The 13,647-nt window shown below is 57.8% G+C and carries 22 protein-coding genes; 10 read left to right on the forward strand and 12 right to left on the reverse strand.

The window, feature by feature from the left end; all coding sequences use genetic code 11:
* Positions 1-3 precede the first annotated feature (3 nt).
* The 4 genes from SynROS8604_RS12050 (at position 4) to SynROS8604_RS12065 (ending at position 2,518) form a co-directional block, all read left to right on the forward strand.
* A complete protein-coding gene (locus SynROS8604_RS12050; protein WP_186544171.1) occupies positions 4-402 on the forward strand; it encodes a DUF3119 family protein in 399 nt (132 codons plus the stop codon).
* Positions 403-534: 132 nt separating this feature from the next.
* On the forward strand, positions 535-1,554 hold the full coding sequence (locus tag SynROS8604_RS12055) for a DUF3086 domain-containing protein (RefSeq protein WP_186544172.1): 1,020 nt from the start codon (positions 535-537) through the stop codon (positions 1,552-1,554).
* Positions 1,554-2,141, forward strand: a complete 588-nt coding sequence (gene plsY, locus SynROS8604_RS12060) for a glycerol-3-phosphate 1-O-acyltransferase PlsY (protein ID WP_186544173.1) — start codon at positions 1,554-1,556, stop codon at positions 2,139-2,141. Before SynROS8604_RS12055 ends, plsY begins: the two co-directional genes overlap by 1 nt.
* On the forward strand, positions 2,138-2,518 hold the full coding sequence (locus SynROS8604_RS12065) for a hypothetical protein (RefSeq protein ID WP_186544174.1): 381 nt from the start codon (positions 2,138-2,140) through the stop codon (positions 2,516-2,518). Before plsY ends, SynROS8604_RS12065 begins: the two co-directional genes overlap by 4 nt.
* Here the strand turns inward: SynROS8604_RS12065 and SynROS8604_RS12070 are convergent.
* Genes SynROS8604_RS12070 through SynROS8604_RS12095 form a run of 6 tightly spaced genes read right to left on the reverse strand, consistent with a single transcriptional unit; the run spans position 2,506 to position 4,835 of the window.
* Positions 2,506-2,715 (reverse strand): hypothetical protein, encoded by a 210-nt coding sequence (locus tag SynROS8604_RS12070; RefSeq protein ID WP_186546097.1) that lies wholly within the window; start codon positions 2,713-2,715, stop codon positions 2,506-2,508. The two genes, SynROS8604_RS12065 and SynROS8604_RS12070, sit on opposite strands and share 13 nt — an antisense overlap.
* The gene (locus tag SynROS8604_RS12075) at positions 2,678-3,067 is read right to left on the reverse strand and encodes a type II toxin-antitoxin system VapC family toxin (RefSeq protein ID WP_186544175.1); all 390 of its coding nucleotides are present in this window, start codon (positions 3,065-3,067) and stop codon (positions 2,678-2,680) included. Before SynROS8604_RS12075 ends, SynROS8604_RS12070 begins: the two co-directional genes overlap by 38 nt.
* Positions 3,068-3,325, reverse strand: a complete 258-nt coding sequence (locus tag SynROS8604_RS12080) for a type II toxin-antitoxin system Phd/YefM family antitoxin (RefSeq protein ID WP_186544176.1) — start codon at positions 3,323-3,325, stop codon at positions 3,068-3,070.
* A 33-nt stretch (positions 3,326-3,358) separates the two neighbouring features.
* Positions 3,359-3,550 (reverse strand): hypothetical protein, encoded by a 192-nt coding sequence (locus tag SynROS8604_RS12085; protein WP_186544177.1) that lies wholly within the window; start codon positions 3,548-3,550, stop codon positions 3,359-3,361.
* The gene (locus tag SynROS8604_RS12090) at positions 3,519-3,701 is read right to left on the reverse strand and encodes a hypothetical protein (protein WP_186544178.1); all 183 of its coding nucleotides are present in this window, start codon (positions 3,699-3,701) and stop codon (positions 3,519-3,521) included. The genes SynROS8604_RS12085 and SynROS8604_RS12090 overlap by 32 nt, the downstream gene beginning before the upstream one ends.
* Before the next feature lie 18 nt (positions 3,702-3,719).
* The gene (locus tag SynROS8604_RS12095; protein WP_222930107.1) at positions 3,720-4,835 is read right to left on the reverse strand and encodes a hypothetical protein; all 1,116 of its coding nucleotides are present in this window, start codon (positions 4,833-4,835) and stop codon (positions 3,720-3,722) included.
* Between SynROS8604_RS12095 and SynROS8604_RS12100 the strand changes: the two genes are divergently transcribed.
* Positions 4,819-5,073, forward strand: coding sequence for a hypothetical protein (locus tag SynROS8604_RS12100; protein WP_222930108.1), 255 nt, complete (start codon positions 4,819-4,821; stop codon positions 5,071-5,073). The two genes, SynROS8604_RS12095 and SynROS8604_RS12100, sit on opposite strands and share 17 nt — an antisense overlap.
* 8 nt (positions 5,074-5,081) lie before the next feature.
* On the opposite strand, the gene pyrF is transcribed toward SynROS8604_RS12100, so the two are convergent.
* From pyrF to SynROS8604_RS12125, 5 genes are read right to left on the reverse strand one after another with little or no spacing between them, the layout of a single operon-like run.
* Positions 5,082-5,837: an orotidine-5'-phosphate decarboxylase gene (pyrF, locus tag SynROS8604_RS12105; RefSeq protein WP_186544181.1), complete on the reverse strand. Its 756-nt coding sequence runs from the start codon at positions 5,835-5,837 to the stop codon at positions 5,082-5,084.
* Positions 5,838-5,865: 28 nt separating this feature from the next.
* Positions 5,866-6,747: an SMP-30/gluconolactonase/LRE family protein gene (locus tag SynROS8604_RS12110; RefSeq protein ID WP_186544182.1), complete on the reverse strand. Its 882-nt coding sequence runs from the start codon at positions 6,745-6,747 to the stop codon at positions 5,866-5,868.
* Positions 6,747-7,142 carry a hypothetical protein gene (locus SynROS8604_RS12115; RefSeq protein ID WP_186544183.1) on the reverse strand — a complete coding sequence of 132 codons (396 nt, stop codon included), beginning with the start codon at positions 7,140-7,142 and terminating at the stop codon, positions 6,747-6,749. The genes SynROS8604_RS12110 and SynROS8604_RS12115 overlap by 1 nt, the downstream gene beginning before the upstream one ends.
* 40 nt (positions 7,143-7,182) lie before the next feature.
* The gene (gene tyrS, locus SynROS8604_RS12120; protein ID WP_186544184.1) at positions 7,183-8,430 is read right to left on the reverse strand and encodes a tyrosine--tRNA ligase; all 1,248 of its coding nucleotides are present in this window, start codon (positions 8,428-8,430) and stop codon (positions 7,183-7,185) included.
* A 36-nt stretch (positions 8,431-8,466) separates the two neighbouring features.
* Complete coding sequence (locus SynROS8604_RS12125) at positions 8,467-8,796, reverse strand: DUF1825 family protein (protein WP_006853572.1); 330 nt, start codon at positions 8,794-8,796, stop codon at positions 8,467-8,469.
* A gap of 106 nt (positions 8,797-8,902) precedes the next feature.
* Here SynROS8604_RS12125 and SynROS8604_RS12130 point away from each other — a divergent pair, with 106 nt between their 5' ends.
* From SynROS8604_RS12130 to SynROS8604_RS12150, 5 genes are read left to right on the forward strand one after another with little or no spacing between them, the layout of a single operon-like run.
* The gene (locus tag SynROS8604_RS12130) at positions 8,903-9,631 is read left to right on the forward strand and encodes a response regulator transcription factor (protein ID WP_186544185.1); all 729 of its coding nucleotides are present in this window, start codon (positions 8,903-8,905) and stop codon (positions 9,629-9,631) included.
* A gap of 54 nt (positions 9,632-9,685) precedes the next feature.
* Positions 9,686-10,285, forward strand: a complete 600-nt coding sequence (locus SynROS8604_RS12135; RefSeq protein ID WP_186544186.1) for a hypothetical protein — start codon at positions 9,686-9,688, stop codon at positions 10,283-10,285.
* A gap of 4 nt (positions 10,286-10,289) precedes the next feature.
* On the forward strand, positions 10,290-10,904 hold the full coding sequence (locus SynROS8604_RS12140) for a GIY-YIG nuclease family protein (protein ID WP_186544187.1): 615 nt from the start codon (positions 10,290-10,292) through the stop codon (positions 10,902-10,904).
* 37 nt (positions 10,905-10,941) lie between these two features.
* Entirely contained in the window at positions 10,942-12,432 is a 1,491-nt protein-coding gene (locus SynROS8604_RS12145) for a leucyl aminopeptidase (RefSeq protein ID WP_186544188.1), read from the forward strand.
* Positions 12,433-12,463: 31 nt separating this feature from the next.
* Positions 12,464-12,700, forward strand: a complete 237-nt coding sequence (locus tag SynROS8604_RS12150; protein WP_006853577.1) for a hypothetical protein — start codon at positions 12,464-12,466, stop codon at positions 12,698-12,700.
* 311 nt (positions 12,701-13,011) lie between these two features.
* Here SynROS8604_RS12150 and msrA read toward each other — a convergent pair whose 3' ends face one another.
* Complete coding sequence (gene msrA / locus SynROS8604_RS12155; RefSeq protein ID WP_186544189.1) at positions 13,012-13,647, reverse strand: peptide-methionine (S)-S-oxide reductase MsrA; 636 nt, start codon at positions 13,645-13,647, stop codon at positions 13,012-13,014.

Below are 13,647 nucleotides of genomic sequence, written 5' to 3' on the forward strand. Positions count from 1 at the left end.
CCCATGACACCCTCTCCAAAGACCAACAGCGTGATCATCAGCCCAAGCCCCAGGCTGGCATTGGTGATTCTTCTGCTGAGTGCAGCCCTTTGGCCCTTACCCCTCAGTCCCTGGCCGTCCCTTGTGGTGGGGTTGTTCGGTGTGTTTCTTCTGGTGCAGACCTACATCCTGAAACTTGAATTCAGCGAAGACGATCTGGTGGTGTGGCGCGGACAACAAGAGTTACGCCGTTTCCCTTTCAGTGAATGGATGGCTTGGCGTCTCTTCGCACCTTGGCTACCCGGACTGTTTTACTTCCGTGAAACTAAAAGCATTCATTTCCTTCCCATCCTGTTCAATCCAGTGGAACTTCAAGAGCAACTGGAACAGCGGGTGGGGCCCCTACAACAAGCCAAGCCCTGAGCCAGAGTGAGTGAAAGTGAACTCTTTGTTCAGGCGCTGGCGTAACGAAAACGAAATGCTTTCCACACGTTTGGACAGAAGGTTCGACTTGCGTCGCGCGATCAGCTGAAATAGTTTAAGGACGAGCAGACCATGCCTGACGACACCGATCTGACGACCCAGGAGCGTTCCGACGAGACAGCCGAAACATCGTCACCTGAACCAGAAGCACCGCAGAGCGACGACTCTGCTGAGGACACCTCTGCTGAGGGCACCTCTGCAGAAACGACTTCAGGCTCCGCTGGAGAAGCCTTGATCAGCCTCGCCCTGACCGAGCTACAGCAGCGCCGCGATGCCTTGCAACAAGACATCAACAGCCTCAACCAACGCAAGCTGCAGCTTGAGCAGGAGATTGCCGGAAGCTTCGTCGGTCAGTCCGATGCCATTGCGCGGCGCGTCAAGGGATTCCAGGAGTATCTGAGCGGCGCTCTTCAGGGCATGGCGCAGTCGGTTGAGCAGCTCGAGCTGGTGTCTCAGCCAGTGGTGGTGCAGCCTTCCCCTCTGGATCAACAGACGATTAGCACCCAGGAAGGGGCCCCCATTGCAGAGCTAACTCCAGCCGTCGCCGACACCTTCCGGCCCGATGAAGCCCTGATTCGCACCAACCTCGAGCGGTTTGCCGAGCAACCTGATTTTTATGCCGATCCTTGGAAGCTGCGCCGCAGTCTTGACCACAGCGATATCGCCCTTCTTGAGGACTGGTTCTTCAATCAGGGCGGACGGGGAGCCCAATCCAGTCGAGGGAATCGCCCGCGCAACGTTTTGGTAGGGAGTGCCCTGATCGCCATCCTTAGCGATCTTTATGGCGATCAATTCCAGACCCTTGTTTTGGCCGGGCAACCAGAGCGACTCGGCGAATGGCGGCGCGGATTACAAGATGCCCTTGGCCTAGGCCGGGAAGACTTTGGTCCAAACAGCGGCATCGTGCTGTTTGAACGGGGTGATGCCTTGGTGGAGCGCGCCGACCGCCTGGAAGAACGCGGTGAAGTTCCTTTGATTGTGATCGATGCCGCTGAGCGCGTCGTCGACATCCCCCTGCTTCAGTTTCCGCTGTGGATTGCCTTTGCGGCTGGCCCCGGTGAGATCTACGACGACGACGACGAGCTGCTCTGATGGATTTCTTTTCTCTTCTTCTCGGCTACTTCCTCGGATCGATCCCCAGTGGCTGGCTTGCAGGTCGCTGGCTCAAAGGCATTGACCTGCGCGAACTCGGTTCGGGCTCCACGGGAGCCACCAATGTGCTCCGGCAAGTGGGCAAGGGTCCTGCGTTGGTCGTCTTTTTGATCGATGTTGGCAAGGGAGCCACCGCTGTCTTGATCGCCCGCGCTCTTGGCCTCGGCGATTGGATTCAGGTCTTAGCAGGTCTGACCGCTCTGGCTGGTCATATTTGGCCTGTTTGGCTGGGCTTCAAGGGCGGCAAAGCCGTCGCGACCGGATTAGGGATGTTTCTCGGCTTGGCATGGCCGGTGGGGCTGGCCAGTTTTGGCGTGTTCATGGCGGTGTTCAGCCTGAGCAGGCTCGTGTCACTGGCGAGCGTGTTAGCGGCAATCAGCCTGCCGCTTCTGATGGCAGCCGATTCTGGCAGCACGGCCAATCTGGTGGTAGCCCTGGTGGCGATGCTGCTGGTGCTCTGGCGACACCGCAGCAACATCCAGCGGCTGATCAACGGCACCGAACCGAAGCTGGGCCAGAAGTCTTGAGTGCAGCGGCCGGCCTGGGCCTCCTCACGCTGATCGCCCAGGTGAAGATCGCCGGCCAAACGCGGGTGCTGCTGCTGGATGACTGCCCTGCTGGCTTGGATGGGTTCTACGCCCCGGCGCACAACCGGATCGGCCTCTGCCGCAACAACCACAGCAGCGATGCTGCGCTCAAAAGCACGCTGCTGCATGAGGCGATGCACCGGCTGCAGCACTGCCGTCAGCCGGAGCTCGACGATCACCTCGACAACGCTCATCGCGTGGATGCCCTGGAGGAGGAAGCCAGAGACCTGCAGAACTGGTGCGACGAGAAGCCCGGCGCTGCCGCCGATTGGTTGCGGCGACAGCTGAAGGACCAGTGCAGCGATCAGCCGAACTGAGGGGTGAACTGTGCACACCATTGGATCAGAACAGCAAGCTGCCCCTCCCGCTGACGCATGGCTTGCCGCTCGGGCTTACACCCAATACCGTCGTATCTTTGGCAACGGGCGAGATGCGCTTCGCCTGAGCTCGCCGTGTCGACGATCTCCTGAAAGCGATCAGTCCATCCGGCGCACGGGGCCGGGGTATTGCGCAAGTTGCTGATCCGCTGTGATCAGCAATAGGCCATCGGCCTGCGCCTGGGCGAGCAACAAGCGATCGAAGGGATCACGATGCAGCGGCGGCAACTGCCCCACAGCCAAAACGTGGTGCGCCTCCACAGGCAACTCACGCCAGCCAGCCTCCGATAGAGCCTGGCGGAGCAAAGAGGGCTCCAGCTGAAAGTCGGGCCGATCCAGACCACGTTTAATCACCAGTTCCCAGAGGCTCACCACGCTGAACACCGGTGTGTTCATGGGGTCTTCCAGCAAGCGAACCAGCGCTGGATCCAGACGCTCGGGCTCCCCCATGGCCCAAACCAACAGGTGGGTATCCAACAACAACTGCATTCAGCTCTCGGCAATCCCTTCAAACAAGTTGGCAATCGCCTCCTGGCCCATTTGATCAAAGTCGTTAGGGACCGAGCATGCGCCCCTCAGAAGACCAAGCCGCGAGGACACCGGGGCCAAATCTCCGGACTGGACCAGGGGCGTGACGCGCACCATCGGCTTACCCGCCTTGCAGATCACAAACGACTGACCGGCTGCCGCCTCATCCACCAAGCGCGATAAATGGGTTTTGGCCTCGTGCATGTTGACCTGCTTCACCACGCCCCTCCTGATTTCAACCAACTTAGTCGACTAACTAAGCACAGGCTTAGTGCAAACCTCACCCCCCTGCTGCTCCTGGCCATCGGCTACCTGCTGTTGGCGACACCGCAGCAACATCCAAAGAGTGATCAATGGCACCCAGCCGAAGCTGGGCCAGAAGTCTTGAGTGCAGCGGCCGGCATCACCCTGATCACCCAGGTGGAAAGCGCCGGCCAGACGCACGTGCTGCTGCTGGACGACTGACTTCCCTGCAGGTCTGGAGGGGTTTTATGCCCCATCCCACAACCGCATCGGACTCTGCCGCAACAACCACAGCAGCGAGGCGGCGCTCACCAGCACGCTGCTGCATGCGGCGATGCACCGGCTGCAGCACTGGAACCCAACGCAGCGATCAGCCGATGAAGTCGGGCAAGGCGTAGCTGGTGGAGTAGTCGTAACTCCAACCACCACTGCTGTTGTTGAAGGTGCGAAGCCCAAAGAGGTCGCTGTAGATCGCTGGGAAATTGGCATCACTACCATCACCCATGCCCAGCACCGACACCTGCAAACGATTGGCCGGGTCGGCTTGCTGCGCCGCGATGGCATCGAGGGTTGCATTCAGGCGGTTCTGCATCGCAGTCCACTGCTGCTCACCCGCGTTGTTGTTCAGGAAGGTGGCATCACCATCGATGTCGTAAAGCAGGCCGGAGCTGGTGATCGAATCGCCGCCCAAGCTGCCTGGAAGGGGCACCGACTGACCCGTAAGTGAATCGGAACCAGCGCCGGTGCGCGTGTCCCACCAGGCACGACGCTCAGGACGGCCATCCGTGGTCATGTTGATGTAAGTGGTGATGGGATCGGCATCGGAACGATTCAGCTTGGCCGCCAGCAAGTGCTCTAATCCCTCCAGCGCACCAAGCATTTCTGTGCCTGAGTAGAGATTGGAAGCGGGGCGCGCCTCTCCCCAGAACGTGTCATTCGCGGTCACGGCGGGCAGCCCACGCTCGGCCCACAACACGTTGCCGTCGATCGAATTGCCGTAGATCTGATCGGGAGTCTGCAAGCCGATAATTGCCTCGGCGGCTCGCTTGCCTGCACTGGGATCGTCTGCAGTGATCGTTGCGGAGCCGTAATCCACGGCATAGCCGTAGCTGATCCAATGCAGCTTGAGATCCTGCACATCTCCAGAGTGATTGGGATCAACGATCACCTCAAAGTCGTTGAGCACCTCGGCCAGATCAGCAGCAGAGTTCTTGATCACCGCGTCTTTGAACGCAGCCGTGGAGAGCACACCGCTTTCGCCCTTGCGGCTGAAGCCATAGCCCGCTTTCTCCAGGGCCTGTTGATAGGCATAGAGCGACACCCGATCCTGGCTTTCCAAATGATTGGCCTGTCCCGCCAGAGCCGTCGACGGATCGGATTGCAACATCGAGGTGGAGTTGTCCATCAGCAGGTACAACGCCACATCTGTTTTGCCGAGTTCATCAGGAGGAACAGGAGCACAGTCGAGCTTGGGCTGGATTGCCAACTGGGGCCAAGACAACGGCAACCAAACCGTGCGCTACATCGAAAGCGGCAACAGCTACTCCTATGGCATGAGCACCGAGAACGCCAATGGCCTGCTGGTGGAAGCCGGCCTCGATTACACCACTTTCAATTTCAGCGACACCTCCGTTGGTGTGTTTGTGCGTGGGGGCCCGGTGTTCTGGGGTAGCGATCTCGGCACCAGCTGGCGAGCCTGGGGCGGTCTCAGCCTCACCTTTTAAGACACGGATCAGCCGCTAAACCCACTGAAGCAAGCGGCAAACGCAGCGCTGGGGTTTTCAGCCTTGGTGATCGGCCGGCCGATCACCAGCTGACTGGCACCGGCTGCAAGTGCTTCGGAAGGCCCCATCACCCGGGCCTGATCACCCACCGCCGCTCCCTTGGGGCGAATCCCCGGGGTGACAAGCGCAAACGGCTCGGGATGCTGCGCCCGTAACGCCGCGGCCTCCAAAGGCGAACACACACAACCACCGATACCTGCAGTTGCCGATAGCTGCGCTAACGCCGGCACCCGCTCGGCGATGCCTTGGCTGATGGCGAGTTCCCGTTGCAGCCGCTGCTGCTCCCAGCTGGTGAGCACCGTCACCGCCAAAAGAGTTGGCAACGGCTGCCCGCTGCTTTGCGCCCCCTCCACCGCCGCGGCTTGAGCCGCCTGCAGCGCTTCGCTGCCAGCGCAGGCATGGACGGTGATCAGCTCCGCTCCGAGTGCCGCCGCCCGCCGGCAAGCCCCTGCCATGGTCGCCGGAATGTCGTGAAATTTGAGATCCAGAAACACCCGCAAACCCTTGTCCCGCAACTGAGCTACCACCTCCGGCCCCGCTTGCACGAACAGCTCCAGGCCCACCTTCACCCAGCGCAACCCTTCCACCGCGGCCGCAAACTCCAAGGCCTGCTCCGGCGCCATGCCATCGAGGGCCACGATGATCCGTTCCGCTGATTCAGGCGAGAAAGAGGAAGCCACGCAGCATCTCCGCACGACCCTCATCGTGATGGGTCATGAGCACCCCCTCAGGTCAAGCCGCCACTTGAAAAGGATCGGCAGGCAAACCTTTCACACCCACATCCGCCTGAAACAGGCCACCAGCCAAGGGCTCAGCCGCAATGGCAGCAGCATCCATCTCCCTTCTTGCGGTCGTAATAAACAACTGATCCAAGTGGGGACCGCCAAAACAACAGGAGGTGACCTGACGACAAGGCACCGCCAATCGGTCGAGCAATTGACCGCTGATGGGATCCCAGCGCGTGACCGCCCCACCACCAAAGAGGGCAATCCAAAGCCTTCCCTCCGCATCGATGCACATGCCATCCGGAACGGCATCCCAATCCTCTGGAATCTGCACACAGATGCTGGGTTCTGCGGCGATCTCACCTGAGCTGGTGAGCGGGAAGGCCATCACCTTCAGCGTTGGCGAATCAATGAAATAGAGCGTCCCACGGTCTTGGCTCCAAGCCAATCCATTGGAAATGGTGAGCTGGCGGCGTTGGCGCGTGATCCTTCCATCACCATCCAGCCGCCATAGAGATCCAGCCAATGGCTCGAAGTCATAGGCCATCGTGCCGGCCCAAAAGCGGCCCCATGGATCACATTTCCCGTCGTTGAAGCGATTGCCAGGCCGGTCGACCTCTGGATCCAACAACAGGGTCACAACCCCGGTGCTCGGATCCATCCTCATCAACCCCGCCGCTGTTGCCAAGAGCAAATCGCCGACGGATGTGGGAACAACAGCACCCACGTGGGCAGGAAGATGAAAAAAATCATTGTTGCCTGCTGCAGGATCAAACAGGCCAATTCTGGAAGCCTCAATATCCACCCAAAGAAGAATGTTCCGCTCAGACCACCAGCAGGGTCCTTCTGCCAACCCTGCGGCGATCGGCAACACACAACGACAGCTCATCAATACAAAACAGGCCTATCTACACGCTTCCTTCCCAGAATCACGCGCTTGACCACACCTTCTTTCTTGGTGTAGTTAACTAATTTATCGCCCTCAATGGTATTCAAACTCATCACTCCGGCCTGGCGATAGTCACGATCAAAGGGCAAGGTCCATGATTTACCGCTGCGCATCACATACACAACAAATCGACGATCCTCACTGATACAAAACCGTACGCTTACCTCATCAAAGACACCAACATCGCTTCCATATTCAGCCTTGTTGTAGTCACACGCCTGAGCTCGCTCATATTCATCCTTAATCCCAGCATGGGCCGGTACTGTTATTCCCACACCCGCCAAACAGGCAAGGACCACTCCGAAGACAGAACGCGAAGAGTTCATATCAAGCATGCTTCTCCTGGTTTTGAGCTGGAGCAGTCATAGCAGCACATCAAGGAACCAATCGCCTAAATGTCTTTTTGCCTAGCTGAAGAACCTTCCCTTCCAATTCGAATCCTGAAGCAAATTCTTGATTGGGGTCGGTGATTTTCTCTCCCTCAAGGCGTGCGGCTCCCCCTTTGATTTGCCGGCGCGCCTCACTACTGCTGGCACAGATCCCTACCGCACTGAGCAGATAGAACGCCTTGGCAGGAAAGTTCACTGCAGAAAGTGATGCCTCTGGCACATCCGCCGCTAATGCACCCGATCCAGCCACCAACGTGGCAGCATCCGCCTGTGCTTTATGGGCCACCTCCATGCCATAGCGGCTTGCCGTCACCGCCAAAGCCATGGCTTTTTGCTTTTCACGGGGATTCTCCGGCAATGCTTCATCGGCCAGATCGGTTAGCAACATCAGATAGTCGTGAATGGCCGCATCACCAACTTTCTCGAGCTTGGAGTACATCGACAGCGGATCATCTTCCAAGCCCACCGTGTTACCAAGGCTCTTACTCATCTTCTGAACGCCATCAAGACCAACAAGGATGGGTAAGAGCAAGCCGAACTGCGTTCGTTGGCCGAAGTGACGCTGCAAGTCACGCCCCATCGCCACATTAAATTTCTGATCCGTACCCCCCAGCTCCACATCAGCATCCACAGCCACAGAGTCATACCCCTGAAGCAAGGGATAGAGGAACTCATGCAGGGCGATTGGGGTACCGCTCCCATACCGCTTGGCAAAGTCATCCTTGGCCAACATTTGACCCACGGTGGCCGTTCCCAGCAAGCCAATCACCTGAGGCAAGTCCAGGCCCTCAAGCCATTCGCTGTTGCGTCGCACCTCCAGGCGTCCAGGAGTTTCAAAATCAAGCAGGGCCCTTTCCTTGGGTTGTCCTTGCCCTAGCTGGCGCAGATAGGTCGTCGCATTGGCCTCAACCTGATCCGTTGTGAGCTGCACGCGTGTAGCACTCTTGCCCGTTGGATCACCGATCCGAGCGGTGAAATCACCAATAATCAAGACGGCTGTATGCCCCACATCCTGAAAAGCGCGCAGCTTGCGAAACAAAATGCTGTGGCCGAGGTGAATATCGCTTCCTGTTGGGTCAATGCCCAACTTCACCCGAAGTGGACGGCCATCCTTGGCAGCCGCGGCCAAGCGCGCAGCTAACGCCTGATCCCCATCATCAGGATTCCCGTCCGGAAATAAATCGGCCATCCCCCTCGCCAACCAGTTCGGAAGTGAATTGCGGTTGACTGTCATCGAAGAAGGACTTTGCTGTGCGACGGATCGTACGGCTCACTGACCTTCCGATTGCTCGAGCTGACTCTTCATCCGCTCCAAGGTTTGATTCATCTGTTCGAACATTTGCTCAGGCGTGATCCCAAACTGCCCAAGCTGCGTTCGCAACTGTTCGACCGTGAGCTTGGCTTGAAAGTCTTCTGAGAGCTCAAAGCGTTTCATAAAAACGCGGTAACGCTCCATCAGGTCTTCCATCGTGTCGATGAACTTCTTCTTCCCTTCTCGGTCGAATTTTCCATAATCCGACCCGAGCTGCATCAACTGTTGGTAATCGCCAAAAAGATGCTTGGCCTCCTCCTGCACGATTTCGGAATCGAAGAAGGCCATGGTCCTGAGAAAGAGTCGCCCACATTTTGAACAATTCACGCAATCCCTCACAGTGCGGATCCACTCCCCCTCACCAAAGCCAACATGTGGAGAGTTTCAAAACGGCTTGGATCTCACCTCCCAGATCCCCAGACTTCAGACCCGCAGCAAGCAGGGACACAGTCTTTTGCGTAGTAGTCGCACAGCGATTGCCAGTGGCGATCGCGTGTTGTTAGCCAGCTGGATGGGCTGGTTTCAAGATCTTGGGCCCCTTGTTGCTGCCGCCACAACAGAAGAAGACAGTCTTCAGAGGTTGCAAACAACGGATGCCAACCTCTTGATCTGCACGGACCAGCTTGAGGGTGGCAATGGCCCGAGCCTCGTTCGGCGCGCCAAGCAGAACAATCCCAGCTTGAAAGCGTTGCTGCTCGTTCAGCGTCCAATTCTGCGCACCATCCTCCAGGCGATCGACGCACCCTGTGATGGATTGTGCTCCCATCAAAATGTCGGGATGGGAGGCGTGACAGCTGCGCTGACCGCCATGGAATCCGATGGCATGTATCACGATGCCGTGATCGCCGACGTTCTCCGGCACGGTCGACTGGGACGCACCGCCTCCGGCGCCATTCCTCCCGAACTGAGCCTGAAGGAAGAGGACGTGCTGCGTGGACTTTGCAAAGGAATGAGCAATCAGGACATCGCAGACATCCTTGTCGTCTCCATCGACACCGTGAAATCCCACATCGGCAGCCTGCTGCGCAAACTGCAGGCCAACAATCGCACCCACGCCGTGGTGGTGGCTTTTCAACAGGGACTGATCGAAATCCCAACCCTGCCTCCACGCTGGAACCCCTAACACCTGAGGCTTGGGCTCGGTATCGTCCTGGCCAAGAAGCAAGTTCCCAAATCAATGGCGCGCCAGCACTGGCTTGACCCCCTGGCTCGCAAGCTCTTGCAGGCCACCGGCGATCTACCTCCAGATCCTGTCAAAGCAAAACAAACAGCAAAACAGAAAGCGAAACAAAAGCTGAGCGCTCCCCCTACCCCAGCAGCAACCTGGAGCCTGGATGTCAACAGGGCAACCCCTGAGCAATGGCAACAATTGCCTGGTTGCAGTGAGGCGATGGTCGACGTCTTAATGCGACTCCAACGGGGTGGGGTGCAATTCACCCAGCTGGATGATCTCGTTCTTCTGCTGAACCTTCCTAATGATCTGGTGGAGCGCTGGACACCCCACCTGGTGTTCCGCTGGCATGGGGATGCTCCCGTGCTGCCTGAACAGCCCCCCCTAGATCTCAATGCCGCTGCCCCCACCTTGTTGGAGCAGACGCTCAACTGGCCAAAACCCCGCCTCCAACGTCTCATTCAAGAGCGGCGACTGAAGCCGTTCGAGCATCTCGCCGATCTCCAGGAACGGGTGTGTCTGCCCCCTGATGCTGTGGAACAGCTGATTGGTCGCGTGAGTTTTGGGGCGCGGCCATCCGGCCCCAGCCTTCCTCCAAGGGGCTAAACCCATGGGCATTCCACCTGGGCAGGGCAACCTTTTCGAGCAGCCATTGGCAGAATCCAGTGGCCTGATCGATCCTTCCCTGCCCCTGACTGCGGAGCTGTTACGGGGTTGGCAAGAGCGCATCCATCAGTTCCAGGCACCGCTGTTCGCGCCTCCATTGGAGTCTCAGTCCGGGCATCGAGATCAACCAACAGGACAACAGCATCTGTTTGCCAGCGACAACACCAATCCGCTGAGCAATTTCCAGCCTCTTCAGCTCAGGCCCTTAGCGTTGAGCTTCTGGCGTTGGCCCAACAGTCCCCATCAAGGGGCGGCCATCTATCTCGTGATGGATCGCCCGAAAGAACTCGACCATCCCATCCTTCTCTACATCGGAGAAACCAAGGCGGCTGATCGTCGCTGGAAAGGCGAGCACGACTGCAAGGCCTACTTGGCGAGTTACCAAGAGGCCTGCATGGGCACGGGCTTGTGCTGCAGCACAAGCATTCGTTTCTGGGCCGATGTTCCGCAGGACACCCGTTCACGACGACGCCTGGAACAAACCTTGATTCGCCTCTGGCAACCACCCTTCAACAAGGAAACCCGTGCGCGTTGGTCCACACCGTTCCATGCCGATTAAGGGTGCCCCGTAGCATCGACTCACGCGCCCAATCTCCATGCAGATCTCCCTCTCTTCGGCCCAGCCACAGGCCTGGTCGGGAACCGTCTTGGCCCTAGGCATTGCAGAGGGGGATCCCAATGGCTGGATCCCAGCGATGGAGGAACGCTTTTCCATCTCCCTGGGCGACTGGTTGGAACAACGCAAGTTCCAAGGAAAAAGCGGAGAGCACGCGAGCCTTCAACTCCTCAACCCCAACTGCTCATCCCTCGTGCTGATAGGCATGGGCCCTCTTGAAGCACTTGATGTCCATAGCTTTCGGAAGGCTGGAGCTGCTGCGGCACGGGCGAGCAAGGAGCAAGCAGGCAGCCTCGGATTGCTCTTGCCATGGAACGCCGTGAATCCTGCAGACGCAGTCACCGTGGCAGCGCAAGCGGTCAGGCTTGCTCTTTACAGCGATCAACGCTTCCGCAGCAAACCCGAGCCCAGCATCCACCCCGAGCGGCTGGAACTGCTTGGCCCTCTCCCCAACACGCTCAGCAGCGCCCTCGAAGCGGTGCATCCCATTTGCGCGGGGGTCGAGCTCGCACGAGAACTGGTTGCGGCGCCTCCGAACAGCGTCACCCCATCCGCCCTTGCGGACAGTGCCGCTCAGCTGGCGCATGAGCATGGCTTGGACTTGAAGGTGCTCGAGCGCAGCGACTGTGAAGCCAGGGGAATGGGGTCATTCCTTTCCGTCTGTCAAGGCTCAGATATGGATCCCAAGTTCATCCATCTCACCTACCGCCCCTCAGGTCCGGCCACAAGACGGGTGGTCTTGGTGGGCAAGGGACTCACGTTTGATTCCGGCGGTTACAACCTGAAAGTGGGTGCTGCTCAGATCGACATGATGAAATTCGATATGGGAGGCAGTGCAGCCGTTCTTGGCGCGATGCGCTCGATCGCTGAGCTTCGCCCCGAGGGGGTGGAAGTGCACATGCTGGTGGCGTCATGCGAAAACATGATCAACGGATCTGCCGTGCACCCCGGCGACATCGTCACCGCGTCCAATGGCACCACGATTGAAATCAACAACACGGATGCGGAAGGCCGTCTCACCCTCGCGGATGCCTTGGTTTATGCATCCGAGCTCGAACCCGATGCCATCGTTGACCTGGCCACATTGACCGGAGCCTGCGTGATTGCCCTGGGCGACGAGATTGCCGGGCTTTGGACTGGAGATGATGTGCTTGCCCACGCCTTAGAGGGAGCAGCAAAAAATGCAGGGGAAGGGATCTGGCGCATGCCGATGCACCAGGAGTATCGAAAAGGTCTGAAATCACTGCTTGCGGACCTGAAAAACACAGGTCCTCGCCCAGGAGGCTCGATCACAGCCGCTTTGTTCCTCAAGGAATTTGTCCAAAGCTCCATCCCATGGGCCCACATCGACATCGCCGGCACGGTGTGGAGCGATAAAGGAAGGGGAATGGATCCTGCTGGAGCCACAGGCTATGGAGTCCGCACCTTGGTGAATTGGGTGTGTGCTCAAACCCAGCAAGCCGAGTCTTAAGTTTTCCAAGATTGTGAACCCACAAAAACAAATGGCTTCCAGACCCTTGCGCTGGTACGTGCGAGCTCAACTTGGAGTTCTGCTGTTACCTGCAGGTCTCTGCCTGTTCGGGGAAGCGATCAGTCGAAGGATTATTCAGCTACTTGGGCAGGACCGCGGCCCTTGGTTCTGGTATGGAACGCTGAGCTTGATCTGCATCAACGCAGGAATCGGCTTAATGATCGAAAGCGGTCTTCTCAGCGGTTATCCAGGCCGAAGAGCTGATTAGGACGCAACCGCAGTCATCGCACGTGGGCACTCGAGGGCATGGATTTGCCAACGCGCCCGCTCAGAACATGTCAAAAGCACACGATCCAAATCATCCGAAGCCTGCTTCGTCGACGGATAAGGACCAACGTGACGCGTCACCAGACCATCCTTGATCGTCAGCAGATACATACAGCCCCTCCACAAATCTTGGGCTAATGGTAGGGACAAAGTCCTAGAGCGTCGAGAGGGGAATACCCGCATCTTCACTGAGAAACGCCTGAATGGGATCAAAGATCTAATTACAGATTTTCTTCGGTTTTCAGGAAGGTGTCATGGCGCTAGCTCAGAAGCAACCCAGGATGCACCCGATCTTGCGCGCTCGCCCCACACGGCATCAAGACGGCGATCACGCCCACAACTGAAGCGGTAATAACGATAACGAAGTTCATTTTTATTGGCATAATCTTGGTGGTAATCCTCCGCCGGCCAAAACTGAACTACATCGCGAATCTGCACTTTAATCTTAGATTGTGAGACCCCTAATTCACTTGCAGCCGAGGCAGCACTTGCTTTAGCGGCGGTGGCCTGCTGCTCACCAGCGGTAAAAATCACGGGTCGATATGAGTCACCCCGATCACAAAACTGGCCTTGTCCGTCAAGCGGGTCAACATTGCGCCAATAATGTTGCAAAAGGGTGGCATAACTAATTTTATCGGAATCAAATCGCACACGTACCACTTCTTGATGCCCACTTTTTTCACCACTCACTTGTTGATACGTGGGATTCTCCACATGGCCACCGCTATACCCACTTTCAGCCGAAATCACACCTTCAACATCCTCTAAATCATGTTCGAGGCACCAAAAACAACCACCCGCAAGAACAGCATCTTGAACGGCTGCCATCGCTGACATCGGGCTTAACAACATGATGCTGGTCAAAACCAGCGGGATCAACGCACGCAT

Origin of the sequence: Synechococcus sp. ROS8604 (genome assembly GCF_014279655.1) — a bacterium.
GTDB lineage: Bacteria > Cyanobacteriota > Cyanobacteriia > PCC-6307 > Cyanobiaceae > Synechococcus_C.